This is a genomic window from Streptomyces sp. JJ36 (assembly GCF_021696945.1).
In the GTDB taxonomy this organism is placed as follows: domain Bacteria; phylum Actinomycetota; class Actinomycetes; order Streptomycetales; family Streptomycetaceae; genus Streptomyces.
In genome coordinates this window covers 1-25,881 of the sequence record NZ_JACYHE010000022.1, presented here as the reverse complement: position 1 = coordinate 25,881, position 25,881 = coordinate 1, and the positions used below count along the sequence as shown (strand labels likewise).

The following is a 25,881-nucleotide window of genomic DNA, read 5'->3' as shown; positions in this document are numbered from 1 at the left end:
CCGGACCACCGCTGCTGCGCACCGAGGGCGTCGGCAAGTCCTTCCCCGGCGTGGTCGCGCTGGACGGCGTCGACTTCGAGGTCCGCGCCGGCGAGGTGCACGTGCTGCTCGGCGAGAACGGCGCCGGCAAGAGCACCCTCATCAAGCTGCTCGCCGGGGCGCACCGGCCGGACCGCGGGCGCGTCCTGCTGGACGGCAGGCCCGTACGCCTGCACACCGCGCAGGACGCCGAGCGGCTCGGGATCGCCACCATCCACCAGGAGTTCAACCTGGTGCCGGACCTCACCGTCGCCGAGAACATCTTCCTCGGCCGCCAGCCGCGGCGGTTCGGCCTCATCGACCGGGCCCGGATGTACGCCGAGGCGGCCGCCCTGCTGGAGCGGGTGGGCGTGGACGTGGACCCGCGGGCCCGGCTGCGCCGGCTGGGCGTCGCCCGGCTCCAGATGGTGGAGATCGCCAAGGCGCTGAGCGTCCACGCCCGGGTGCTGGTGATGGACGAGCCGACCGCGGTGCTCACCGCCGGTGAGGTGGAACGTCTCTTCACCCTGGTGCGGCGGCTCCGCGACGAGGGCACGGGCGTCGTCTTCATCACCCACAAGCTGGAGGAGGTCGCCGCGCTCGGCGACCGGGTGACGGTGCTCCGGGACGGGCGCAGCATCGCCCGGGTGCCGGCCGGCACCCCCCGGGACGACCTGGTGCGGCTCATGGTGGGCCGCAGCATCGAGGACCAGTACCCGCGCGCCCGCGGGCCGGTGCGCCGGGACGCCACACCGCTGCTGCGGGTGTCCGGGCTCAGCCGCGCCGGGCGGTTCACGGACGTCGGCTTCGAGGTGCACGCGGGCGAGGTGGTCTCGCTGGCGGGCCTGGTGGGCGCGGGCCGCACCGAGGTGGCGCGTGCGGTGTTCGGCGCGGACCCGTACGACAGCGGCCGCGTGGAGTCCCAGGGCCGCCCGCTCCCCCGGCACGACGTGACCGCCGCGATGGCCGCGGGCATCGGGTTTGTCCCGGAGGACCGCAAGGCGCAGGGCCTGCTGCTGGACGCCTCGGTGGCGGAGAACCTGGGGCTGGTCACGCTGCGCGCCGCCACCCGGGCCGGGCTGGTCGACCGGGCCGGCCAGCGGCGCGCCGCGGACCGTATGGCCCGCCGGCTGCGGGTGCGCATGGCCGGGCTGGACCAGCCCGCCCGCACACTCTCCGGCGGCAACCAGCAGAAGGTGGCCATCGGGAAGTGGCTGCTCGCGCAGAGCCGGGTGCTCATCCTCGACGAGCCGACCCGGGGCGTGGACGTGGGCGCCAAGGTGGAGATCTACCGGCTGGTCAACGAGCTGACCGCGTCCGGGCACGCGGTGCTGATGATTTCCAGCGACATGCCCGAGGTGCTGGGCATGAGCGACCGCATCCTGGTCATGGCGCAGGGGCGGATCGCCGGCGAACTGAGCGCCGCGGAGGCCACCCAGGACGCCGTGCTGGAGCTGGCGGTCGGCACCGCGACCGCGACCGAGACCGAGCCGACAGCGGGGCCGGCCGAGGGGCCGGCGGATGGGGAGGGCCCTGGTGGCCACTGAACTGGACAGCGACCGGCCCGGGGACGGGCGCGGGCCGGACGGCGCCGGGAAGAGCGGGCCGGGCGGATCCGGCGGCGGGCCCGGCGCCCTCCTCCCCGGCGGCCCGGGCCGGGCGCTGCTGCGGCTCTTCCGGGAGAACGGCGCGCTCGGCGCGCTGGTGGCACTGGTGGCGGCGATGTCGCTGCTCTCCCCGGACTTCCTCAGCACCCGGAACCTGCTGAACGTCGGTGTGCAGGCCGCCGTGGTCGCCATCCTGGCCTTCGGCGTCACCTTCGTGATCGTCTCCGCCGGGATCGACCTGTCGGTCGGGTCGGTCGCCGCGCTGTCCGCGATGGTGCTGGCGTGGACCGCGACCGAGCAGGGCCTGCCGGTGTGGCTGGCGGTGGTGCTGGCGCTGGTCACCGGCGCCGCCTGCGGCGGCGTCAACGGCCTGCTGGTGGCGTACGGGAAGCTGCCGCCGTTCATCGCGACCCTCGCCATGCTCTCCGTCGCCCGCGGGCTCGGGCTGGTGGTCTCGCAGGGCAGCCCGATCGCCTTCCCCGACGCGCTGGGCGTGCTGGGCCGGAACATCGGCGGCCGGCTGCCGGTGCCCGTCCTGGTGATGGTGGGCCTGAGCGTCGTCGCCGCGATCGTCCTCAACCGCACCTACAGCGGCCGCGCGATGTACGCCATCGGCGGAAACGAGGAGGCGGCACGGCTCTCCGGCATCCGCGTGCCGCGCCAGAAGCTCGTCATCTACGGGCTGTCCGGCCTCTTCGCGGCCGTCGCCGGCATCGTGCTGGCCTCCCGGCTGGTGTCGGCGCAGCCGCAGGCGGCGTTCGGCTACGAACTGGACGCCATCGCGGCCTGCGTCATCGGCGGCGCCAGCCTCTCCGGGGGCGTCGGCCGCGCCTCCGGCACGCTGATCGGCGCCCTCATCCTCGCGGTGCTCCGCAACGGGCTCAACCTGCTGAACGTGTCGGCGTTCTGGCAGCAGGTCGTGATCGGCGCGGTTATTGCACTGGCGGCACTCCTCGATACACTCCGTCGCCGTACATGATCGCAGAGTGTACCGCCGAGTAGCACGTGGCTCTCTCAACTGCCGTCGACTGCCGAGGAACGCAGCAATGAGCGTGAAGAAGAGAACGTCCCTGGTCGCCGCCGTCGCGGCGCTCGCCCTGACCACCGCCGCCTGCGGCGACGGCTCGGGCGGCGCCGGCGAGGAGGACCAGCAGGTCGAACTGGGCCTGTCCATATCGACCCTCAACAACCCCTTCTTCGTCGAGCTGAAGAAGGGAGCCGAAGCCGAGGCGAAGGCGCACGACGTGGACCTGACGGTCACCGACGCGCAGAACGACGCCTCCACGCAGGCCAACCAGCTCCAGAACTTCACCAGTCAGAACATGGACGCCATCGTCATCAACCCGGTGGACTCCGACGCCGCCGGCCCCTCGGTGAAGGCCGCGGGCAACTCCGGCATCCCCGTGATCGCCGCCGACCGCGCGGTGAACGGCGCCGAGGTGGCCACCACGGTCGCCTCGGACAACGTGCAGGGCGGCGAGGAGGCCGCCCGGGTGCTGGCCGAGAAGATGGGCGGGAAGGGCACGGTGGTGGTGCTGCGGGGGATCGCCGGCACCTCGGCCTCCCGCGAGCGCGGCAAGGGGTTCGCCCAGGGCATCGCGGAGTACCCGGACATCGACGTGGTGGCCAAGCAGCCCGCCGACTTCGACCGCGCCAAGGGCCTGGACGTCATGACCAACCTGCTCCAGTCCAACCCGGGCGTCACCGGAGTCTTCGCCGAGAACGACGAGATGGCGCTCGGCGCCGTCAAGGCGCTGGGCAGCAAGGCCGGTTCCACCGTCACCGTGGTGGGATTCGACGGCACCCCCGACGGGCTGAAGGCGGTCCAGGAGGGCACCATGGCCGCGACCGTCGCCCAGCAGCCGGACGAGCTGGGCAGGATGGCGGTGCGCAACGCCGTCCGGACGGTCAACGACAACGAGGTGGAGAAGAACCTGAAGGTCCCGGTACGGGTCGTCACCGACGAGAACGTCGCGGACTACCTCTGAGCCGGCACCGGTGGTGGCCATCCGAGGTCCCCGAGGGCTCTGCGGCCTCCGAAGGAGCCGCCGGGCCCGAGGGGCCCGGCCAGCGGAGGGAGAAGCAGACCGTTGACCGGTCCTGAGCTCGTGGTCGTGGGGTCCGCCAACGCCGACCTGGTGACCGCCGTGGACCGCCACCCCGCGCCCGGGGAGACGGTGCTCGGCTCGGACCTCGCCGTGCACCCCGGCGGCAAGGGCGCCAACCAGGCGGTCGCCGCCGCCCGCCTCGGCGCCCGTACGGGCCTGCTCGCCCGCGTCGGCGACGACGCGTACGGGCGGCTGCTGCGGGAGTCGCTCGCCACCGCGGGGGTCGACACCGGCGCGGTGCGGACCGGCGGCGCCCCCACCGGGGTGGCGCTGATCGCCGTGGGCAGCACGGGCGACAACACCATCGTGGTCGCCCCAGGCGCCAACCACCGGCTGTCGCCGGAGGACGTGGCCGCCGCCGGCGCGCTGCTGGCCGCCGCCGGCGCGGTCTCGCTCCAGCTCGAGATCCCGCCGGAGACGGTGACCGCGGCCGTCCGCACGGCGGTGGCGGCGGGCACCCGGGTGGTGCTCAACGCCTCCCCGCCCGCCCCGCTGTCCGCGGAGGTGCTGGCCGCCTGCGACCCGCTGGTGGTCAACGAGCACGAGGCGCGCCGCCTGCTGGCGGAACTCCCCGCCGGGGCGGAGAACCCGCCCGGCGCGGAGGGCGCGCCCGGCCCGCCGGGCGGCCACGAGGCCGGTGCCGGGGACGCGAGGGCGGCGGAACACCGCCCGCTGCCGGGCACCGGCCCGGAGCCCGGCAGCGGACCGGCGGCGGAGCCCGCCCCCACGGGGCCGGCCGAAGCCGTCGCGGGGGTCCGGGCGCTGCTGGCGCTGGGACCGCGCAGCGTGGTGGTGACCCTCGGCGCGCGCGGCGCGCTGGCGGCCGAGCGGGGCGGACCGGTGCGGCAGGTGCCGAGCCCGGCGGTGACGGCCGTGGACACCACCGGCGCGGGCGACGCCTTCACCGGCGCGCTGGCCTGGCGGCTGTGCCGCGGGGACTCCCTGGAGACGGCGACGCGCTTCGCCGTACGGGTGGGCGCGGCCGCGGTCACCCGGGCGGGGGCGCAGGACTCCTTCCCCGGGCCCGGCGCGCTGCCGCCGGAGCCGCCCGCCCCGGGCTGAGCGGGGCCCGGTCCGTGCGGACCGGGCCCCGTCCCCCCGACGACCCGCCGTCCCTCGCTCCCCCGGAGGACGACCCGTCGTGGTGTGGGACACGCGGGGTCGCGGAAAGGTTGCGCTGCGTTCCGGCGAAGGGCTGCGGAACGGCCGGACTTCACCCGTACGGCGGAGCCCACGCCCCCCGGTGACCGCACACGCCTTGTCGGGCGGGGCCGCCCTCTGGTCCGCTGAGCGCATGCGACTCGCCTTCTCCACGCTCGGCGTCCCCGGGCTGCCCGTGCCCGACGTGGTCCGTCTCGCCGCCGGCAGCGGCTTCCACGGCGTGGAGCTCCGCGCCCATCCCGAGGAGCCCGTCCACCCGGGACTGCCGCCGGCGGCACGTGCGGAGGTGGCCGGGGCGTGCGCCGCCGCGGGGATCGACGTGCTCGCCGTGGCCGGGTACGCCCGGGTGGCGGAGCCCGGCGCGGACGAGCCGGTGCTGACGGAGGTCCGGGCCCTGCTGGAGCTGGCGCGGGACCTGGGCGCGGGGTACGTCCGGGTGTTCCCCGGGGGCGGGGACGCGGACCCCGCGGAGGCCGACGCCACCGCCGTCCGCCGGCTGTCGGCCCTCGCCCCGGCCGCCGCCGGCCTAGGCGTGCGGCTGCTGCTGGAGACCCACGACTCGCACGGCACCGGCGCCGCGGCCGCCCGGGTGCTGACCCGGGTGAACCACACCGCGACCGGCGCGCTCTGGGACGTGATGCACACCTGGCGGGGCGGCGAGGACCCGGAGGAGAGCCACCGGCTGCTCGCCCCGTACCTGGGCTACGTCCAGGTGAAGGACATCGGCTCGGCCGAGGACACCACCCCGCTGGTGCCCGGCGAAGGGGTGCTGCCGCTGGCCGAGGTGGTCGAGGTGCTCTCCCGGGCGAACTGGGACGGCTGGCTCTGCTGGGAGTACGAGAAGCGCTGGTACCCGGAGGTGCCGGAACTCCCCGCGGCGCTCCCGGCCGTCCGCGACCACCTGCTGCGCCTCCTGACCGCCGCGGCCTGAGCAGGGGCCGCCGTGCCGGGCAACCGTGCACGGCGGCAGACCGGCGGAACCCGCCGTGCCGGCTGGTCGCCGGCGCGGCGGGTTCCGTGGCGGGGCGTCAGGGGCGGGCGGCAGGCCGGACGCCGGTCAGAGCCGCCCGAGCCTTGTGCCGACGACATGGCCGGCGACGTCGTCGCCGAGCGCCAGGCCGTCGTCCGCGTCCCAGCGGTAGTGGACGCCCAGGTAGAGCCGGCTCAGCGCGTCCTCCTCCGCGGCGGCGGAGAAGCTGGTGAAGCGGCGGGTGGCGACCGGGCTGTTCGGGTCGTCCGTGCGGACGGTGAAGGCGATCCCGTCCGTGCCGAGGACCCGCTGCATCGTCCCCGCCCAGGCGCCGGCGAACGTGGCGTGGCCGGAGGCCCAGGCCGGGAAGCAGGGGTTGGGGCCGAGCGGGGTCCAGGACGTGTCCCCGAGCTCGGCGTGGATCGCCTGCTGGGGCCGCCACAGGTCGATCGCGGTGCCGTACTTCACGTCCCAGCTCGCGATGGCGGCGTCCGCCAGCGCCATGGAGACCAGCGCGAACAGGCGGGCGTTCTCGTAGGTGGACAGACCGCGGTCCCGGGACACCGTCGCGGTCGTCTCCAGGAGCTGCCCCGGCGGCTTGTACGTGCCGTCCGCGTCGTTGGCCCAGAACCAGGCGGCCGCCGTCTGGTCCGTCGTCCGGTCCGCGGAGTCACGGCCGCCCAGCCGGTGCACCTCGTCCCGCTGCGCCCGGTAGGCCGCGCTGGACAGCAGCGTCGGGTAGTCGTGGTACACCCCGGGTGTCGGTGGCCGGAACTGGTCGCCGCGTTCCAGCGCGAACGGGGTGACGTCGCCCCAGCGGGGCGTCACCGCGTCCCCGGCCACCTGGCAGTGCTCTTCGCCGGTCGGCGCCCAGGAGCCGGGCACGCCGTCCGGGGTGTAGCCTCCGGGCGCCTCCGATCCGTCGGCGTCCCGCTCGGCCAGGATGCGCTCCGCGGTGGGATCGGCCACCAGGGGCTTGAGGATGTCGAACGCGTCCCACGGGGCCCCGAACCGGTCCTCGAACCGCTGGTTGATGTAGGCCGCGTCGTCCTCGAACAGCTCCACGAGCACCCGTCGCGCCGTGAAGCCGATGACGCGTTCCTCCTCGTGCGGACCCTCCTGCAGCGGCGGGCCGGAGTACGCCGGGGCCGCCAGGTACGGCTCGTAGCTCAGGGTGTGCCAGGAGTTCCGGTAGGCGCTCTCCGCGTCGTAGACGGCCAGGTGCATCATCGCCGCCGCCCGGGAGAGCGGGCCGGGCGCGGCCGCGCCGCCGTCCTGCCGGCGGAAGACGTCCAGCAGCACCTGGTTCCAGTAGTGCACCGGGTCCCCGGAGAAGTCGGGCTCCGCCTGGGCGGCCGCCGAGGCGGCCGGCGCCGTGACGGCGTGCGGCACCACGGCGGCGAGCAGCGCGAGCAGGACCGCCAGTGCGCGGCGGCGCAGACGGCGTGCGGGTAAGCCGGATCTCGTGCCGGTCATGTGAAGTCCCCCCTCGTGAACGGTCACGTGGCGGCGACACGATAGACACGGCGCCGGACTCCGGGCACGACGAGAACCGGCCCCGGGCCCGGCGGAAACCGGCCCTCCGCCGCCCCGCGGCGGCACCGGCCCGACACGGCCGTGCCCGCCACGCGGGTGTCGGGGCGGGCACGGTGGGGCTTGCCGGTCCCCGCCGCCCGGTACCTGCCGGGCGGCGGGGCGCGGGTCACCGGTTCACGGGATCACACGCGAGCACCCGGCATCACGGGCGGAGGGCCGGCTTCATGGGTTCCGGCCGGTCCAGCCGCTTGTCCGGAGCGGTCAGCCGCTGCGGCGCGGACTCCGCGGTGCGGCGGGTGTCGTCGGCGTCCGCCCAGTCGAGCAGTTCCCGGGTGGCCTTGCGCCGGTCCCGCTCGCGCAGGTCGGCGATCCCGGCGCCGTGGTTGGCACCCGGGGCGGTGAAGACGTGGCTGTCGTGGTTGTGCCGGCCGACGCGGAACGGTTCGGCGCCCCAGGGATCGTTCTCGCCGTACACGAAGAGCATCTCGTCGGACCGCTGACGGACCCAGCGGTCGATGTCGCGCATGGCGCGCCGGTCGAACTCCATCGGGATGTCCCGCGGCACGAAGGTGCGCGGGGTGTTGATGCCCGGGTAGCGGAGCAGGCCGTCCAGGTGCGGGTTGCGTACGTCGGGCTGCCCGAGCTGGGTGCCGGCCTGGTAGAAGTACGGCACGTACGGGGTCATGCCCTGGTCGGTGTAGAAGGCGAAGCCGGAGATCCGGTCGACGAAGGCGTAGATCTCGTCGGTCGGCGCGTCGGCGGCGGGCACCTCGCCGCACTCCGATTCCAGGTGGTACTGCCAGAAGGCCCACACCAGGTCGAGGACGGCGACCTCGTAGGCGCGGTCCGCGTCCCCGACGAGGTCGAAGGTGTAGCCCTGCTCCTCCGCCCATGCGGCGTAGCGCGCCACCATCTCCTCGCGGCGCACCAGCGCCTCGCGCTGCACCGCGTCGAGCCGGGCGCGGCACTCGGCGGTGCCGACCTGCTCGAAGAAGACGTCGTAGGCGCCGTCCCGCCGGTCGTTGACGTTGTTCGGCGCGACATAGGCGACGGTGCCGTCCATGTCCCGCGGGTAGAAGCGCCGGTAGTAGGTGGCGGTCATGCCGCCCTTGCTGCCGCCGGTGGACACCCAGTTCTCGTCGTAGACGTCCTCCAGTGCCCGGTGGACGCGGTGCTGGTCGCTGGCGGCCTGCCAGATGTCGAGCTTGCTCCAGTCCGCGGGGTCGGGCCGGGACGGGGTGAAGAAGCGGTACTCCATCGACACCTGGTTGCCGTCGACGATCTGCGTGGGTTCGCTGCGCCGGGGCTGGGTGCTGAGGTGGTAACCGGAGGTGTAGAAGACGGTGGGGCGGTCCTCGTCCTTGTGCAGGATGGAGATCCGCTGCTGGAACGTTCCGGCATCCGGGTCACGGTGGTCGACCGGCTGTTCGTAGGTGAGCAGGAAGAAGCGGTAGCCGTCGACCGGCTTCTCCTCGACCAGGGTCATGCCGGGTATCGCCCGCAGGCGGTCCTCGATGTCCCTGCCGCCGTCCCTGCCGTCGCCGGTCCCGGCCGCGGTGGCGGCACCTGCCGACGCGCTGCCGGCACCGATGGTGCCTATCAGCACCACGAGTGACAACAGCCCTCTGAGCGCCTTGCGCATACGCCCTCCCCATGGGTCCACAAAGGTCGCAGGCGAACCTATCGGCGCAGTGGCCTCCCCGCCAGGGCACGTGGGCCATGCGCCCTAACGGCTCCGCCCGCGGGAAGTCGCGCCGCACGCGGAGCAGTTCGCCCCCGGGGAGGCGGCCCGCCGCCGGGCGGAGCGGGCGCCGGAGGCCGTACGCTCGGCCACATGGCCCACACCCCGGAACCCCGCCCGCTGGCGAGCGGCCCGCTCGGCATGCGGCTGCTGTCCTTTCACCGCGCCGGAGAGACCGGAGAGAACGGGGAGGCCGGGGCGACCGGCGGAACGTGCGGGGTCGCGGAGGAGGCGGAGTTCCCGGACGCGCCCGTGCGCTATGCCCTGTTGCTGCTGCGCCACGGCGACCGGGTGCTCATGGTGCACGTACGCTCCCGGGACTGCTGGGAACTGCCCGGCGGCGGCATCGAGCCGGGCGAGCGGCCGCGGGAGACGGCCGCCCGGGAGGTGTGGGAGGAGGCCGGGCAGCGGGTGCCGCCGGAGGCGCTGCGCTTCGCCGGGTTCGCCCGGACGGCCCTGGGCCCGCGGCAGCGGGTCTGGTACGGCGCGGTGTTCACCGCCCGTACGGAGGCGCCGCAGCCGTTCACGCCGAACGCCGAGGTGTCCGCGGCGCACTGGCGGCGCGGCCTGGAGCCGCTGCCCGGCGGCGGCGAGGTGCAGACGGTGGACGAGTACCTGATCGCGCACTGCCCGGGGTGACCGCGCCCCCGGCCCGTCCGGGCGGCGGGACCGGGGTGCGGCTCCGCAGGGTCACCGTCCCGCGGCGGGCCACAGGCGCAGGAAGGTCACCGCGTGGGCGGGGAACGGGTGGGCGGGGAAGGCGGAGAAGGCGGAGAAGTGTCGTCCACCCCGTCGCGCACCGGCCGTTGCGGCCGGGCCGGCTGCCCGGCCCGGCCGCTGAGGGCGGGTCAGCCGGCCGCGGCGCCGCGGCGGCCCTCCGTCACACCGGGGCGCGCTCCGGCTCGCCCGCGTAGACCCGCCACAGTTCGGCGTACCGGCCGTCCCGGGCCAGCAGCTCCTCGTGGGTGCCGGTCTCCGCGATCCGCCCGTGGTCGAGCACCACGACGCGGTCGGCCCGGGCCGCGGTGGTGAGGCGGTGCGCGACCACCAGCGTGGTGCGGGTGCGGGAGAGGCGGTCGGTCGCGCGGTTCACCAGCGCCTCGGTGGCCAGGTCCAGCGCGGCCGTGGCCTCGTCCAGCAGCAGCACGTCCGGGTCGACGAGTTCGGCGCGGGCGAGGGCGACGAGCTGCCGCTGCCCCGCCGAGAGGTTCCGCCCCCGCTCGGCGACCGGGGCCAGATAGCCGCCGGGCAGCGAGGCGATCATGTCGTGCGCGCCCACCGCCCGGGCGGCCGCCTCCACCTCGGCGTCCCCGGCGTCCGGGCGGCCGTAGGCGATGGCGTCCCGGACGGTGCCGGGGAAGAGGTACGGCTCCTGGGGGACCACGCCGAGCCGGTGCCGGTAGCCGGCCAGGTCGAGCTCGCGGATGTCCGTGCCGTCGGCGCGGACCGTGCCGGAGGTCGGGTCGTAGAACCGGGCCACCAGCTTGACCAGCGTGGACTTGCCCGCCCCGGTCTCGCCGACGAAGGCGACGGTCTGCCCGGCCGGCACGGTCAGGTCGACGCCCTCCAGGGCCGCCTCCGCCGCGTGCGCGCCGTCCTCGCCCCGGTAGTGGAAGTGCACGTCCTCGAAGGCGATCTCGCCGCGCAGCCGGGTGACCGGCCGGGCCGCGGCCGGGGCCGGGGTGGAGGTCTCCTCGCGCAGCAGCTCCTGGATGCGGCGCAGCGCGACGGACGCCTGCTGGTAGCCGTCGAAGACCTGGGAGAGCTGCTGCACGGGGGCGAAGAAGAGCTCGATGTAGAGCAGGTACGCCACCAGCGCGCCGGCCGTCAGGGTGCCCTCGGCGACCCGGCCGGCGCCGACCACCAGCACCGCGGCGGTGGCCAGTGCGGCCAGCAACTGCACGAAGGGGAAGTAGACGGAGATCAGCCACTGCCCGCGGACCCGGGCCCGGCGGTAGGCGCCGCTGCGCTCCGCGAACCGCTCGGCGCCGCCCTCCTCGCGCCGGAACGCCTGCACCATGCGCAGCCCGGCGACGTTCTCCTGGAGGTCGGCGTTGACGACGCTGACGCGCTCCCGCGCCAGCTCGTACGCCTTGACGCTCTGCCGCCGGAAGAAGACCGTGCCGACGACGAGCAGCGGCAGGGCGGTGAAGACGACCAGCGCCAGTTGGAGGTCGATGACCAGCAGGGCGACCAGGATGCCGCCGAAGGTGAGCAGCGAGACGAGCGCGGTGACGAGCCCGGTCTGCAGGAAGGTGGACAGGGCGTCCACGTCGGTGGTCATCCGGGTCATCACCGCGCCGCCCAGATGCCGCTCGTAGTAGTCCAGGCCGAGCCGCTGGAGCTGGGCGAAGATCTTGACGCGCAGGGCGTAGAGAACCCGCTCGCCCACGCGCCCGGTGAGCCGCATGGCGGCGGTCTGGGCCGCCCACTGCCCGGCGACCACCAGCAGGGCCAGCACCGAGGCCGTCCACACCGCGCCCAGGGCCGCCCGGCTGACACCCTCGTCGATGCCGTGCCGGATGAGCACCGGCAGCAGCAGCCCGGCGAGGGCGTCCAGGGCGACGAAACACAGGGCGACGGTGAGCGGCCGGCCGAAGCCGCGCAGCAGCCGGCGCAGCCCGTAGGACTCCTCGGGGCGCTCGGCCTGCTCCTCGTCGACCTCGGGCACGTCGTCCGCGGGCGGGAGCGCCGCCACCCGGGCGAGCAGCTCGGGGCTGCCGGGCATGGCGGCGAGCTCGGCGCCGAAGCTGCCGGGGCGGCCGCTCTGTGCGGCGGCGGCGCCGCTGCGGGCGCCGGCGCCGCCCACGCCCTCCACGCCGGCGGTCTCCTCCTCGCCGTCCGGGCGGACCCAGAGCTCGGGGGTGACGCCGTCGACCCGGCGGTGGGCGTCCCGGGCGGCCATGCCGGCCGGGTCCCGCTCCACCTCGCCGAGCTCGTCGGGGTCGGTGAGCAGCCGCCGGTAGAGGGCGCAGCGGGCGGTCAGCTCCTCGTGGGTGCCGGCGTCGACCAGCCGGCCGCCGTCCAGCACGGCGATCCGGTCGGCGAGGGAGAGGGTGGAGAGCCGGTGGGCGATGAGCAGGGTGGTGCGGCCGGCCATGACGCCGCGCAGCGCCTCGTGGATCTCGTGCTCCACCCGGGCGTCCACGGCCGAGGTGGCGTCGTCCAGCACCAGCAGCCGGGGGTCGGTGAGAATCGCGCGGGCCAGGGCGATGCGCTGCCGCTGGCCGCCGGAGAGGGTGAGGCCCTGCTCGCCGACGGATGTGTCGTAGCCGTCGGGGAGCTCCTCGATGAAGCGGTCGGCCTGCGCGGCGCGGGCGGCGGCGCGGACCTGTTCCTCGGTGGCGTCCGGGGCGCCGTAGGCGATGTTGGCGCGTACCGAGTCGGAGAAGAGAAAGCTGTTCTCGGGGACCAGGCCGATGGCCGCGCGGAGGGAGCCGAGGGTCAGGTCGCGCACGTCGTGCCCGCCGACGCGTACGGCACCGCCGGTGACGTCGTAGTAGCGGGGCAGCAGCAGCGAGACCGTGGACTTGCCGGAGCCGCTGGTGCCCACGACGGCGACGGTCTCCCCCGCCTCGATGCGCAGGCGGAAGCCGTCCAGCACGGGCGGGGCGTCGGGGCCGTAGCCGAAGGTGACGTCGTCGAACTCGACCGTGGCGTCGGCGTCGGCGGGGAGCTCGTGCGCGTCCGGGCGCTCGGCCATGGTCGGCTCGGTGTCGATGAGGTCGTAGACCCGTTCGACCCCGGCCCGGGCCTGCTGCCCGACGGTGAGCATCATCGCCAGCATCCGCACCGGGCCCACGAGCTGGGCGAGGTAGGTGGAGAAGGCGACGAAGGTGCCGAGCGTGATCTGGCCGCGGGTGGCCAGCCAGCCGCCCAGCGCCAGCATCGCCACCTGGCCGAGGGAGGGGACGGCCTGCAGGGCGGGGGTGTAGCGGGCGTTCAGCTTCACGGTGCGCAGCCGCGCGGCGAAGAGGGTGCGGCTGATGGCGCGCAGCTTGCCGCTCTCCTGCCGCTCCTGCCCGAAGCCCTTGACCACGCGGACGCCGGTGACCGCCCCGTCCACCACGGAGGCGACCGCGCCGGCCTGCTGCTGGGCGTACCAGGTGGCGGGGAAGAGCCGTTTGCGGCTGCGGTCGGCGATCCACCACAGCAGCGGGGCGACCGCCATCGAGACCAGGGTGAGCAGCGGGGAGAGCACCAGCATCACGACGAGCGCGACCACGAAGAGCAGGATGTTGCCGATCATCATCGGCACCATGAAGAGCAGGCTCTGCACGAGCTGGAGGTCGCTGGTGCCGCGGCCCACCACCTGGCCGGTGCTCAGCTCGTCCTGCCGCCGGCCGTCCAGCCGCACCAGGGCCTCGAACATCCGGGTGCGCAGGTCGTGCTGGACGTCGAGGGCGAGCCGGCCGCCGTAGAAGCGGCGCACGAAGGTGAGGCCGTACACGGCTGCCGCGGCGGCGATGAGCAGGGATATCCAGCCCGCCAGGCCGCCCTCCCGGCCGACCACGACCTCGTCGATGATCACCTTGATGAGCAGCGGCATCAGCGCCATGATCGCCATGCCGCCGAGGGAGGCACCCAGCGCGAGGAGGACGTTGCGCCGGTAGTGCAGGCAGTGGGCGGTCAGGCGCCGCGCCCAGCCTCGCGGTCCGTCCTCCGTCGTCCGTTCGTCCCCCACGCCGCGTGTCCTTCCGCCGTCCCGGATACTGCCGGAGAGGTGCAACGCCCGGTGACGGCGATTTCATCCCGCGCGAGTTCATCCCGCGCGAGCGGAGCCGTCTCCGGCGCGGGCGGGGAGCCGGGGCCGGCGGGAGCGGAGGCGGTGCCCGTACGAGCGGGGCCGGGCCGCGGCGGGCGCGGCGGATCGGGCCGGTGCGGAGGGCGCCGCGGGCCGCCCGGGCGCACGGGCCCGGAACCGGTGACGGCCCCGGAGGAGCCGCATACTTCTCCGGGGCCGTACCGTCCGGGGCGTCGTGTCGGTGGCCTTCGGCAGGACCAGGCACCCCCCACAGGGCCAGCCCTCCGTCCGTTCGACGCCCCGTCCCGCGGGACAACGCTGGTGAGTCTGTCGGAAACCTGCACGCGGTGCACACGCACCGAACAAAACCAGTAACGTTGCGTGTTAAACGGATGGCGTTCCGTAACTCCACGGAGAGTTGAACACCGGTCGCGCTCCGGCTTCCCACCAGCGTGTTCCCGGTGCACTGCGTGCAACGGCAGGTGGACCCGGCGGGTTCCCCCGCCGCACGGGGCGTCCCGAACGGAGGGCGAACACGACCGGAAACCGTCCCTCGAACGGGGGACCTCGGACGGGAGAAGGGAGTGCCGGCCGGTCCCGTGGCCGGCCGTACGCGTCAGCCCGCGTCCCGGCCTTCCGCGATCTGCCGGGCCATGAGGGTGGTCAGCTCGTACGCCGTGTGCGAGGCCGCCACCGAGGTGATCTCCGCATGGTCGTACGCCGGCGCGACCTCGACCAGGTCCGCGGAGACCAGCCGGCAGCCGGCCAGGCCGCGCAGGATCTCCAGCAGCTCGCGGGAGGTGAGCCCGCCCGCCTCCGGGGTGCCGGTGCCGGGGGCGTGCGCCGGGTCGAGCACGTCGATGTCGATGGAGACGTAGAGCGGCCGGTCCCCGATCCGCTCGCGGAGCTGCTGCGCCACCTCGTCCACGCCGCGCCGCATCACGTCGGCGGCGGTGACGATGCCGAAGCCCATCTTCTCGTCGTCGTCCAGGTCCTTGCGGCCGTAGAGCGGGCCGCGGATGCCGACGTGGGAGAGGGCCGAGGTGTCGAGGACGCCCTCCTCCACCGCGCGCCGGAAGGGCGTGCCGTGCGTGTAGGCGGCACCGAAGTAGGTGTCCCAGGTGTCCAGGTGCGCGTCGAAGTGGAGCAGCGCCACCGGGCCGTGCCGCCGGGAGACCGCGCGGAGCAGCGGCAGCGCGATGGTGTGGTCGCCGCCCAGGGTCATCAGCCGGGCGCCGGTGTCCAGCAGCTCGCCGGCCGCGGCCTCCACGGTCTCCACCGCCTCGTCGATGTGGAAGGGGTTGGCCGCGATGTCGCCCGCGTCCGCCACCTGGGCGAGCGCGAAGGGCGAGGCGTCCTGCGCCGGGTTGTAGGGGCGCAGCAGCCGGGAGGCCTCGCGGACGGCGTTGCCGCCGAAGCGGGCACCCGGCCGGTAGGAGACGCCGGAGTCGAAGGGCACGCCGACCACGGCCACGTCCGCCGCGTCCACCTGGTCCAGGCGGGGCAGCCGGGCGAAGGTCGCCGGACCCGCGTAGCGGGGTGTGCGGGAGGAGTCGACGGGACCGCGCGGCTGCGGTCCGGGGGCCTCGGGGTCCGTGGGGAAGGTGCTCATAGGGGCGAGGGTAGAGGCGGAGGCAGGCACTCCGTATGGACGGATGCGAGGGGGACCGGCCCCCATTTTGGACACTCCGTCCATCGACCCGCGGCACGGGGGACAATGGCGGCATGCCACTGCCTCTGCCCCTGCCCGCGGCTCCCGGCCGTACGGAGCTGATCGAGCATCTCGTCCGCACCCGCATCGCCGGCGAGGTCGCCACCCCGCGGGAGAACAACCTCGCCCACTACCGGCGGCTCGCCAACGGCGACCGGCACTACTGGCTGGGCCTGGAGCTGGGCGACCGCTGGTCCGACGAGCAGGACGTGCTCGCCGTGATGGCCGAGCGGGTGGGCGTCAGCGACGACCCGGACCACCGGCACGGCCAGGACACCATCGACCCGGAACTGACCGTGGGCGCCCTGGACCGGGCCGCGCCGTTGCTGCGGAAGGCCGCCGAGGGGCGGCAGCGGGTGCTCTTCGCCACCGGCCACCCGGGCGCGCTGCTGGACCTGCACGGCACCCTGGCGGCCGCGCTGCGGTCCGCGGGCTGCGACGTCGTCCGGGTGCCGCTGGGGCTGTTCGCGGACGAGGGAGTGGTGGTGCAGTTCGCCGGGGTGGCGGTGCACGAGCGGGGCGCCTCGCTGTGGCACACCCACTCCCCCGAGCCGATGACGCAGATCCTGGACGGGCTGATACGCGGCGGCGAGCCGCTGCCCGACCTGGTCGTCGCGGACCACGGCTGGGCCGGCTGCGCCGCCCAGCGCGGGATCGAGGCGGTGGGCTTTGCCGACTGCAACGACCCCGCGCTCTTCCTCGGCGAGTCCGAGGGCACCCTCTCGGTCGCGGTCCCGCTGGACGACCATGTGGCCGACCCCCGCTTCTACGAGCCGATGACCGCCTATCTGCTCTCCGCGGCGGAGCTCACCGCGGAGTGAGGGCGGGGCATCTCCGGTCCGGCGGCGCGCGGCGGGAAATCCGGTTGTCCCGGCCGGGGCACGGAGCTACCGTCCGGGACATGTCCGCTGCTTCCCAGGCGATCACCAACGGGGCGCACGCCGGTGCGCGGTGCCTCCGCTGGTGCTTCCCGCTCCTGCACCGCCCGCGCGACCGGCGCCCGGCCCTGGCACCCGTGACCTGCCAGGACGCCCCCGGCGCCTGACTGTTCCGGCCGGTGCCGGCCCGCGCGGGCCGGCACGCCCGCACGCCTCCGCGCCGCACCGGCTCCGCCGGTGACGCGTCCCGCGACCTCCCGCATCCCGTGTGCCCAGGGCCTCCGGTGTCCCCGTCGACCCGGACAGGCCCGGCGTCCGCCTGCCCGCCCGCACCCCCGTGGCGCGGGCTCCAAGCCCCTGCGCCCGTATGCGCGCCGTACGCGCCCGCGTGCTCCCCGCGTCGTGCGCCCGCCCGGTCTGTCCTCGCACCAGAGGATCTCCACCGTGGCACGCCGCCGCACCACGCTCTCCCAGAACTTCCTGCACGACCCCGCCGCCGTGCGCCGCATCGTGCGCGCCGCCGCACTCGCCCCGGACGACCTGGTCGTCGAGCCGGGCGCGGGCGAGGGGGCGCTCACCCGGGCCCTCGCCCGCAGCGGCCGCCGCGTCGTCGCCTACGAACTCGACCACCGCCTCGCGGCCGGACTCCCCCGGCGCCTCGGCGACCTCGCCGCCGGTGTCCGGGTCGTCCATGGCGACTTCCTGCGGGCGGACCCGCCCCGGGAACCGTTCGCCGTGGTCGGCAACATCCCGTACTCCCGCACCGCGGACATCGTGCGCTGGTGCCTGGCCGCGCCCGCCCTCACCTCGGCGACCCTCCTCACCCAGCTCGAGTACGCGCGCAAGCGCACCGGGGGCTACGGCCGCTGGTCGCTGCTGACCGTACGGACGTGGCCGGAGTACGCCTGGCGGCGCGGACCGCGGGTGGGCCGCGCCGCGTTCACACCGGTGCCGCGCACCGACTCGGCGGTGCTGCGGCTGGTGCGCCGCCCCGCCCCGCTGCTGCCGTACGGGCGGCTGCCGGCGTACCGGGCCTTCGTCGAGCACGGTTTCACCGGCACCGGAGGCTCGCTGGCGGCCACCCTCTCCCGGCGGCACCGTCCCGCGCGGGTGCGCGCGGCGTTCCGCGCGCTGGGGCTGGACCCGTCACTGCCGGTGGGTCTGGTGCACCCGGACCACTGGGCGGAGCTGTTCCGCGCCCTGGTCCTCACCGACCCGCACCGGCGCGCCGCTCCTCGGCGACCAGCCTGACCCGGCGGACCAGCAGCACCCCGGCCACCAGCAGTGCGGCGCGGTCGTCCCACCAGCGGGTGGCCGCACCGCCGAGCAGCCCGCCGCACAGGGAGCCCGCGGAGACGACCCCGAAGGACGCGCGCCGCGCCGGGCTCCCGGAGCACCGCGGCGCGGAACGCCGTCCGGCAGGTGGTGCACCCCCGGCGGCGGCGCACCGGTCGCCGGGGGCTACTGCTCCTCGCGGGGGACGCGGACCACGCCCTCCTGGATCACCGAGACGACCAGCCGCCCGTCCCGGGTGAAGATGCGGCCCTTGCCGAGGCCCCGGCCGCCCTGGGCCGTCGGGGACTCCTGGTCGTAGAGGAGCCACTCGTCGGCCCGGAAGGGCCGGTGGAACCACATCGCGTGGTCCAGGCTGGCCCCCACCACGTCACCGACGGCCCAGCCTCCGCGACCGTGGGCGAGCAGCACCGAGTCGAGCAGGGTCATGTCCGAGACGTAGGTGGCCAGGCAGAGGTGCAGCGTGGGGTCGTCCCGGGTCCCGTCCAGCTTCCCGTCGGTGCGGAACCAGACCTGGGAGCGCGGCGCGCGCGGCCGTCCGGCGCTGGCGAACGGCGGCTCCTCCACGTACCGCATGTCCACCGCCGCCCGGGCCCGCAGCAGCCGCTCCGGTGCGCCGGGGTCGCGGAAGAACTCCGCGTACCGCGGCATCGCCTCGTCGGCGGTGGGCAGCGTCTCCGGGTCCGGGGCCTCGGGCATGGGCTCCTGGTGCTCCAGCCCCTCCTCGTACGCCTGGCAGGAGGCGGAGAGGTGGAAGACCGGCTGGCCGTGCTGGACGGCGACCACCCGCCGGGTGGTGAAGGACCGGCCGTCGCGGATGCGGTCCACGGTGTAGACGATCGGGGCGCCCGGGTCGCCCGGGCGCAGGAAGTAGGCGTGCAGCGAGTGCGGCAGCCGCCCCTCGGGGACCGTCCGGCAGGCGGCCACCAGCGCCTGCGCGGCGACCTGCCCGCCGAAGACCCGGGGGACGACGGAGTGCATGCTGCGGCCGCGGAAGATGTCCTGCTCGACCCGCTCCAGATCGAGCAGGTCGAGCAGGCCGGTCAGTGCGCTCACCGGAGGGTCACAGCCCCATGGACTTGGCGATGATGGAGCGCATGACCTCGCTGGTGCCGCCGTAGATCCGGGTGACGCGGGTGTCCGCGTAGAGCCGGGCGACCGGGTACTCCATCATGTAGCCGTACCCGCCGTGCAGTTGGAGGCACTTGTCGATCACCTTGGCCGCCAGCTCGGTGGTGAAGAGCTTGGCCGAGGCGGCGTCGGCGGGCGTCAGCTCCCCGGCGTCCAGCGCCTCCAGGGCGCGGTCGACGACGGCCTGCATCGCGTCCACGTCGGCCTGGCAGTCGGCGAGCACGAACTTGGTGTTCTGGAAGGAGGCGACCTCCTTGCCGAAGACCGTGCGCTCCCTGACGTACTCGTGGGCGAAGCGCACGGCCGCGGCGGCCTGGGCGTAGGCCCCGAGGGCGATGCCCAGGCGCTCCTGCGGAAGGTTGTGCGTGAGGTAGCCGAAGGCCTTGCCCTCCTCGCCGAGCAGGTCCGCCACGGGCACCCTGACGTCGGTGAAGGAGAGTTCGGCGGTGTCGGAGGTCTTCAGCCCGAGCTTGTCGAGCGTACGGCCGACCGCGTAGCCCTCCGAGGAGGTGTCCACCACCAGGATCGAGATGCCGCCGCGCCGGTCCTCCGGGGTGGGCGGCGAGGTGCGGCAGCAGACCAGCACCCGGTCGGCCTGCACGCCGCCGGTGATGAAGGTCTTGGCACCGTTGAGCACGTAGTGCGTACCGTCCTCGGAGAGCTTGGCGGTGGTCTGCATGCCGGCCAGGTCGGAGCCGGTGCCGGGCTCGGTCATGGCGATGGCGGTCATCATGTCGCCGGAGACGAAGGGCGGGAGCCAGCGCTGCTTCTGCTCCTCGGTGGCGTACGCCAGCAGGTACGGCAGGCAGAGCGCGGTGTGCACGCTGGAGCCGCCGAAGCTGACGCCGGCCCGCGCGCACTCCTCGGTGATCACCGCGTTGTACTTGAAGCTGGTCTCCCCGGCGCCGCCGTACTCCTCCGGCACCTCGATGCCGAAGACGCCCAGCTCGCCCAGCTTCTTGTAGAAGTCGCGCGGCACGAAGCCCTGCTTCGTCCACTCCGGGTAGTGGGGCACCACCTCGGCCTCGATGAAGTCGCGCATCGTCCGGCGGAACGCCTCGTGGTCCTCGTTGAACACCGTACGCCGCACTGCGCGCACCTCCTCGTCACCGCACTGACCGTCGGACCGGGCCAGGGCCGCCCGGCCAAGCACTGTCTAAGCGCTTGCTCAGCACCCCTGGGCGTGAAGCTACCCGACGGTCCGCGGGGATGTCCAGAGCGGCCGGCGCTCCGGCGGCCCGGCACCGGTGAGCCGCAGCACCGCCGCCAGCCCCCGCGGCCGGTCCGGGCCGCGCTCCGCCGGGAGCAGGTGGACCGGGAGCCCTGCGGCCACCGCACCGCCGTCCTTGACCGGGTCGTCCCCCACCATCAGCGCCCGCTCACCCGGCACGCCCAGCGCCGCGCAGGCGGTGCGGAAGATCTCCGGTGCGGGCTTCTCCACCCCCAGCTCGCAGGAGAGCACCCACGCGTCCACCAGGTCCGCCAGCCCGGCCGCGGCGAACGAACCGCGGATGTCCCAGCCGGTGTTGCTGACCACCGCCACCGGGACCCCGGCGGTGCGGAGCGCCGTCAGCACCCCGGGAGCGTCGGGGTAGGGGCGCCAGCCGTCCGCCGCCGTCACGCACGCGTGAAAGGCCTCCGCCACCAGCCGGTCCGCTCCGGGAGCCGAGGCCGCCAGCTCCGTCCAGACCGCGCGGTGCCGCTCCGGCGAGAGATCTGCGCCCGCCCGCCGGCGGCGTCCCTCCGGGGAGTCCACCACGGCGAGCACGGCGGCACAGAGCTCGGCCGCGCGGTCCGGCGCGAGCGGCCGGCCGCGGGCCGCGCAGCGGGCGGCCAGCCGTTCCGGGCGGATCACCGAGGTGTCGTCGAAGAGCGTGCCGGAGAAGTCGAAGAGCACCGCCTCGGGGGGCGCGCCGGCGAGGTCCGGGCGGCGCGGGCCGCCCGCCGGGTGCCGGGCGTACGGGCCGCGCGGGGCCGGATCACCGTCCACCCCCGGGGCCTCGTACCGGCCGGGACCGCCGTACGGACCGGCGGTGCCCCCGGAGCCGGTCACCGGCCGGCCTCCCGCACCAGGGGCAGCGCCGCCACCAGGACGACCAGGCCCAGCGCGAGACAGAGCAGCGGCAGCCCGCCGGCCGCCACCAGCGGCCCGGCCAGGCCGAGGGTGCCGCACACCGCCCCCAGGCCCATCGCCGACTCGCCGAGCCCCTCGGCCCGGTGCCGCCGGGCCGCCGCGACCCGCTGCACGACCAGCGCGGAGCCGCTGACGAGCTGGACGTTCCAGCCGAGGCCGAGCAGCAGCATGCCCGGCACGGCGGTCCAGGGACTTCCGTGCCCCGTGGCGAGCAGCGGCAGCGCGGCCAGCAGGACGAAGGAACCGCACACCGCGGTCAGGACGGGCCCGGCCCGGTCACAGAGCCGGCCGGAGAGCGCGGAGGGCGCGAACATCGCGGCGACGTGCGCCGCCACCAGCACCCCGAGCGCGTCCAGGCCCCAGCCGTGCGCGTGCAGACGCGCCGGGGTCACGCCCATGGCGGTCACCATCACCAGATTCGCCACGCCGAGGACGCCGAGGGCGAGCAGGAAACCCCGCCGCGCGGGCGGCGTGCCTCCGGGGGCCGTGCGGGAACCCGGGGCACTCCCCTCCCGGTTCCCCGCGGCGCGATCGCCGGGCACCCGCGCGGTCGCGTGCCCCGCGCCGGAGCCGTCGGCGGCGCGCAGGCGGTGCCCGTCTCCGGACCGTCCGTCATGGCGGACGCCGCCCGCGGGCGCACCACCCGGGCGCCCTGCCCCGGGGCCCCCGACACGGTCGTCCCCGGGCCGCCCCGCGCGAGGGGCGTCGGCAGGGACGTCCTCGTCCTCCGTCCCGGGCCCGGCGCCGGGAGGCCCGGCGGGGCCGTACCCGCCCGGTGTACCCCCCGGGTCGCCCCCCGCGGAGCCCTCGCGGGCCCCGGGCCCGCCCCGCGGGTGCATGCGGAGCTGGAGCCGGAGGGCCAGCGCGGCGGCGGCCGGGAAGGCGGCCGCGGAGAGCAGGTAGAGCCCGGTCGCCTCGGGCAGCCCCAGCGAGGGCGCCAGCCCGCCCGCCGGCCCCAGCAGGGCGGGGCCGGCCACGGCTCCGACGGTGACCGCCGTCATCGCGGCGCTCACCGCCCGCCCGGTGCGCCCGGCCGGCGCGGCGTCGGCGGCGACATAGCGGCCGAGCATGACCGCGTTGTTCCCCGCCCCCAGCAGCAGGCTGCCCAGCAGCAGCGCGAGGGTGTCGCCGAAGGCGCCCGCCGCGACCACCAGCAGCGCTCCCAGGGTCGCCACGGCGTAGCTCACCGCCAGCCCGACCGCGCGTCCGCGACGGCGCATCAGGGAGGTGGCCGCGGGGGCGGAGCCCGCCGAGCCCAGGACCAGCAGCCCGAGCGGAAGCGAGGTGAACGCCTCGGAGCCCAGCACGCCCTCCGCCATCAGCGGCCCCGCGGTACCGCCCGCGGCCAGCCCGAGGGCGCCCACCGCCTGGGCGGCGAGCAGCGGCCGCAGCCCCGTACCGCCACGGGCGGCCGATGCCGCTCCCGGCCCGGCGGCGCCGCCGGGGCCTTCGCCGGGGGTCTCCGGGGCGGGCCCGTCCGGCTGCGTGGACCCGTCCCGCGCGGTCCCCGGCCCCGGTCCCTGCGAGGCCGCTCCCGCGGACGCCGGCCCCTTCGGGACGGAGCCCCGCGCGGCGCGATCCTGCGACGCCGACGCCGGCTCCGGTGCCGGCCCGTGCGGCGCCGGCCGTGTCCGCACCTCCGCGACGGGCGCCCCGCCGTCCCCGGCCGTCCTCCCCCGCGTCCGCCCGGACGCCACGTCAGACGAGCGCCGCACCGGAACCCACCCCGGCGGTGGCGGAGGACCCCACCGGCAGACCGGCGTGCTTGCGGAACAGGTCGTCGATGCCGCGGTGTTCGTCCGACATCGTCTCCCGCTGCGCGGCCGTGCACCGGGCGATGCGGCGCACCGCGTCGGATGGCGCACAGGCCACCGCATGGTCCAGCAACTCCCAGGCGAGCGCGTCGAAGACCGCCCGCACCTCCTCCTCCCCGGCCGCCGGACCGGTACGGCCGCACAGCCGGCGCAGGCCCCGGAAGGAGCGGCGCAGCCCGGGGGTCAGCGGCGGCCGGCCGGTGACGCAGTCCACGTCGCCGCCCGGACCCGGGGCGGTGTCCGGTGCCTCCAGCCCGTTCACCAGCGGACTGACCCCGCCCGAGCAGCGCGGGTCGTACAGCCCGGGGTACGGGCACTTCTCGTACCCCGGCTCGTGCCCCACGACGTGGATCTCCGCGGTGCGGGACTGCTCCGCTATCGCGCCGTGGGCCAGGTCCAGCAGGCTGACCGGCCAGCCGAGGTCCCGGATCGCGTAGAGCCGGAAGAGCTCGTCGCGCGGCGCGAGGGCGGCGGTCAGCAGCAGCCGGGCGGACTCCCGGGCGGACTGCACGTAGAAGACGGTGTCCCGGTCGTGCAGCCGCAGCGGCCGCCCCGCGCGGCACCAGGCACGGAAGCGGTCGAGGACGATCGCGTTGTCCACGACATGGGTGAAGCGGACGGCGGCACCGGGCAGCCGCCCGCCGGCCGCGGCGTCCGCGACCAGCCACTCGCCGGTGCGCTTGCTCTGCGCGTACACGTCCGAGGTGTAGGGGCGCAGCGCCTTGCCCGTGGAGGCGTACACCAGGTGCCCCACCCCGGCGGCCGCGCAGGCGTCGATCACGTTGCCGGTGCCGAGCACGTTGGTGGTCACGGTCAGCCCGGCCTCGCGCTCGGCAAGGCCGGGGTCGCGCTGGGCGGCCAGGTGGAAGACCAGGTCGGGCCGGACCCGGCGGACCAGCGCGGTGAGCCCCGCGCGGTCCCGGACGTCCTGCCGGTGGTGCTCCACACCCGGGACGAGCCGGGGCGCCTCCTCCAGCCCGGCGCCCACCACCCGCGCGGGACCGTACCGGGCCAGCTCGGCGAGGAGCGCCCGGCCGATGCACCCCGCGGCACCGGTGACGAGGACCGTACGGCCGCGCAGCCGGGCGGCGACCGCCTGCTCGGGAAGCCGGATGGTGCGGTGCTGGACGGCGAGATAGTCCTGGAAGGCGGCCACGCGCCGCGGACTGACACTCGCGGGATCGATCGTCGACCTCATGCGGCACCTCGCGTTCGGGACACTCGGCTACGACGGTCGAGAGCGTAGGAGTGGCCCGGACCCGGCGTCCGGATTCCGTCCGAGACCCTGTCAACTCTCCCTTCCCGCAGGCATGGCGCATCTGCGTGAATACCCGGCATCCCCTTGCCACGGCGTCGGACGGGAGACCGGAGAAGATGGACACAGCGGAAGAACAGAGGCGGGCGCGGCTGGTGATCGCCTCGAACCGCGGGCCGGTCGAACGCCGCACCGGCCCGGACGGCGAGGTGGTCCGGCACCGCGGCGCCGGCGGCCTGATCGCCGTGCTCGGGCCCGCCCTCGCCTCGCACGGCGGCGTCTGGGTCGCCAGCGCGCTCACCGAGGAGGACCGCGCCGCCGCCCGGGAGGCCGAGGGCTCCGCACCGGACGTCCTGGTGCTGCCCGAGGGCCCGATCGGCGTGCGGCTGCTCGCGCACGACCCGGAGGCGTACGCCGGCTACTACGGCGCCGTCTCCACCGAACTGCTGTGGTTCCTCCAGCACCATCTGCGCGAACCCGGAACGCCCCGGACGGCGGACGCGGATCTGCACGCCCAGTGGGGGCACTACCGCACGGTCAACGACGCCTTCGCCCGCGCCTGCGCCGCGGAGGCGCAGCCGGGCGGCACCGTGCTGCTCCAGGACTACCACCTCTCCCTGGCGCCGCGGCGGCTGCGCGCACTCCGCCCGGACGTGCGCAGCGCGCACTTCACCATGACGCCGTGGGCCGAGCCGGAGCAGTTCGCCGCGCTCCCCGCGGAGCTGCGCCGGGAACTGGTGGACGGGCTGCTCGGCGCGGACATGGTCTGCTTCCTGGTGCCGCGCTGGGCCGACGCCTTCCTCGCCTGCTGCGCGGAGCTCGGCCTGGCCGTGGACCGCACGGCGCGCTCCGTACGCGACGCCGGGGGCCGGGCGGTGGCCGTCCGCTGCTTCCCGGTGGGCGTGGACGAGACCGCACTGCGCGCCCGGGCCGCGGAGCCGGACGTACAGCGGTACGAGGCGGACCTGCGCGCCCTCGCCGGGGACGCGCGCCTGGTGGTGCGGGTGGACCGGATGGAGCCGTCCAAGAACATCGTGCGCGGCCTGGACGCGTACGCCCGCTTCCTCCAGGCCCACCCCGAGCGGCACGGCCGGGTGGTGCACTACGTCCTCGCCTACGCCTCCCGCGGCGAGCTGGAGGCGTACCGGGAGTACGCGGCACGGGTGGAGACGCTGACCCGGGAGATCAACCGGACCTTCGGCACGGACGGCTGGCAGCCGGTCGTGCTGGAGACCCGGAACGACTTCGGGCGCGGGCTGGCCGCGATGGCGCTCGCCGACGTGCTGGTGGTGAACCCGCTGCGGGACGGGATGAACCTGGTGGCCAAGGAGGGCGCCGTCGTCGGCCGTCGCGGCCCCGCGCTCGTCCTCTCCCGGCACGCGGGCGCCGCGGACGACCTCGCGGAGGGGTGCACCCTGGTCGACCCGTGGGACCCCGGGGAGCTGGCGGAGGCGATCGAGGCGTCGCTACGGCTGCCGCACGCCGAACGCGCGCTGCGGCTCGGGCGGCTGCGCCGGGGTGCCGCCGCGCTGCCACCGGACCGGTGGCTCGCCGCGGCGCTGACCGAGCTGGAGCGGGTCGCACCGGAGGGCGCCGCCGGGGCGCCCGGCGGGCCGGAGGCGCCCGGCGGGTCCGGCGGGCCGGTCAGGCCGGACGACCGCTGCCCGCCGGAGTGACCCGCCCCGCGGCCCGCCCGGCGGCACCCTCACCGGCGGGCGCGGGCCCGTCGCCGCCCCCGGCGGCTGCAGCCGTGTCGCCACCTCCGGCAGCTGCAGCCGTC

Annotated in this window: 17 protein-coding genes and 1 pseudogene; 9 read left to right on the top strand and 9 right to left on the bottom strand. The window is 75.7% G+C overall.

What is annotated here, in order from left to right; all coding sequences use genetic code 11:
- Window positions 1-11: 11 nt before the first annotated feature.
- The 4 genes and pseudogenes from HOY81_RS11710 (at window position 12) to HOY81_RS11695 (ending at window position 5,825) form a co-directional block, all read left to right on the top strand.
- On the top strand, window positions 12-1,565 hold the full coding sequence (locus HOY81_RS11710) for a sugar ABC transporter ATP-binding protein (RefSeq protein ID WP_237320264.1): 1,554 nt from the start codon (window positions 12-14) through the stop codon (window positions 1,563-1,565).
- Between the two features lie 115 nt (window positions 1,566-1,680).
- Window positions 1,681-3,613: pseudogene (locus tag HOY81_RS11705) on the top strand (substrate-binding domain-containing protein).
- Window positions 3,614-3,715: 102 nt separating this feature from the next.
- On the top strand, window positions 3,716-4,795 hold the full coding sequence (locus tag HOY81_RS11700) for a ribokinase (protein ID WP_237320229.1): 1,080 nt from the start codon (window positions 3,716-3,718) through the stop codon (window positions 4,793-4,795).
- 232 nt (window positions 4,796-5,027) lie between these two features.
- Entirely contained in the window at window positions 5,028-5,825 is a 798-nt protein-coding gene (locus tag HOY81_RS11695) for a sugar phosphate isomerase/epimerase (protein WP_237320228.1), read from the top strand.
- 126 nt (window positions 5,826-5,951) lie between these two features.
- On the opposite strand, the gene HOY81_RS11690 is transcribed toward HOY81_RS11695, so the two are convergent.
- Both HOY81_RS11690 and HOY81_RS11685 read right to left on the bottom strand, forming a co-directional pair.
- A complete protein-coding gene (locus HOY81_RS11690; protein ID WP_237320227.1) occupies window positions 5,952-7,340 on the bottom strand; it encodes a vanadium-dependent haloperoxidase in 1,389 nt (462 codons plus the stop codon).
- Between the two features lie 262 nt (window positions 7,341-7,602).
- Complete coding sequence (locus tag HOY81_RS11685) at window positions 7,603-9,042, bottom strand: S28 family serine protease (protein WP_237320226.1); 1,440 nt, start codon at window positions 9,040-9,042, stop codon at window positions 7,603-7,605.
- A 192-nt stretch (window positions 9,043-9,234) separates the two neighbouring features.
- Between HOY81_RS11685 and HOY81_RS11680 the strand changes: the two genes are divergently transcribed.
- Complete coding sequence (locus HOY81_RS11680; protein ID WP_237320225.1) at window positions 9,235-9,780, top strand: NUDIX hydrolase; 546 nt, start codon at window positions 9,235-9,237, stop codon at window positions 9,778-9,780.
- A 241-nt stretch (window positions 9,781-10,021) separates the two neighbouring features.
- On the opposite strand, the gene HOY81_RS11675 is transcribed toward HOY81_RS11680, so the two are convergent.
- Both HOY81_RS11675 and speB read right to left on the bottom strand, forming a co-directional pair.
- Entirely contained in the window at window positions 10,022-13,825 is a 3,804-nt protein-coding gene (locus HOY81_RS11675; RefSeq protein ID WP_237320224.1) for an ABC transporter ATP-binding protein, read from the bottom strand.
- Between the two features lie 676 nt (window positions 13,826-14,501).
- Window positions 14,502-15,497: an agmatinase gene (gene speB / locus HOY81_RS11670; RefSeq protein WP_237320223.1), complete on the bottom strand. Its 996-nt coding sequence runs from the start codon at window positions 15,495-15,497 to the stop codon at window positions 14,502-14,504.
- Between the two features lie 113 nt (window positions 15,498-15,610).
- Between speB and HOY81_RS11665 the strand changes: the two genes are divergently transcribed.
- From HOY81_RS11665 to erm, 3 genes are all read left to right on the top strand, one after another.
- On the top strand, window positions 15,611-16,417 hold the full coding sequence (locus tag HOY81_RS11665) for a phosphatase (RefSeq protein ID WP_237320222.1): 807 nt from the start codon (window positions 15,611-15,613) through the stop codon (window positions 16,415-16,417).
- An 80-nt stretch (window positions 16,418-16,497) separates the two neighbouring features.
- The gene (locus tag HOY81_RS11660) at window positions 16,498-16,641 is read left to right on the top strand and encodes a hypothetical protein (RefSeq protein ID WP_237320221.1); all 144 of its coding nucleotides are present in this window, start codon (window positions 16,498-16,500) and stop codon (window positions 16,639-16,641) included.
- Between the two features lie 277 nt (window positions 16,642-16,918).
- Window positions 16,919-17,725, top strand: coding sequence for an ErmE/ErmH/ErmO/ErmR family 23S rRNA (adenine(2058)-N(6))-methyltransferase (gene erm / locus HOY81_RS11655; protein WP_237320220.1), 807 nt, complete (start codon window positions 16,919-16,921; stop codon window positions 17,723-17,725).
- A gap of 210 nt (window positions 17,726-17,935) precedes the next feature.
- Here erm and tesB read toward each other — a convergent pair whose 3' ends face one another.
- From tesB to HOY81_RS11630, 5 genes are all read right to left on the bottom strand, one after another.
- Window positions 17,936-18,823, bottom strand: a complete 888-nt coding sequence (gene tesB, locus HOY81_RS11650) for an acyl-CoA thioesterase II (RefSeq protein WP_237320219.1) — start codon at window positions 18,821-18,823, stop codon at window positions 17,936-17,938.
- A gap of 7 nt (window positions 18,824-18,830) precedes the next feature.
- A complete protein-coding gene (locus HOY81_RS11645; RefSeq protein ID WP_237320218.1) occupies window positions 18,831-19,988 on the bottom strand; it encodes an acyl-CoA dehydrogenase family protein in 1,158 nt (385 codons plus the stop codon).
- Window positions 19,989-20,087: 99 nt separating this feature from the next.
- Window positions 20,088-20,951, bottom strand: a complete 864-nt coding sequence (locus HOY81_RS11640; RefSeq protein WP_237320217.1) for an HAD family hydrolase — start codon at window positions 20,949-20,951, stop codon at window positions 20,088-20,090.
- Window positions 20,948-22,396: a hypothetical protein gene (locus tag HOY81_RS11635; protein ID WP_237320216.1), complete on the bottom strand. Its 1,449-nt coding sequence runs from the start codon at window positions 22,394-22,396 to the stop codon at window positions 20,948-20,950. The genes HOY81_RS11640 and HOY81_RS11635 overlap by 4 nt, the downstream gene beginning before the upstream one ends.
- A 334-nt stretch (window positions 22,397-22,730) precedes the next feature.
- The gene (locus tag HOY81_RS11630) at window positions 22,731-24,044 is read right to left on the bottom strand and encodes an NAD(P)-dependent oxidoreductase (RefSeq protein ID WP_237320215.1); all 1,314 of its coding nucleotides are present in this window, start codon (window positions 24,042-24,044) and stop codon (window positions 22,731-22,733) included.
- A gap of 176 nt (window positions 24,045-24,220) precedes the next feature.
- Here HOY81_RS11630 and HOY81_RS11625 point away from each other — a divergent pair, with 176 nt between their 5' ends.
- Window positions 24,221-25,777, top strand: coding sequence for a trehalose-6-phosphate synthase (locus HOY81_RS11625; protein WP_237320214.1), 1,557 nt, complete (start codon window positions 24,221-24,223; stop codon window positions 25,775-25,777).
- The last annotated feature ends 104 nt before the right edge of the window (window positions 25,778-25,881 follow it).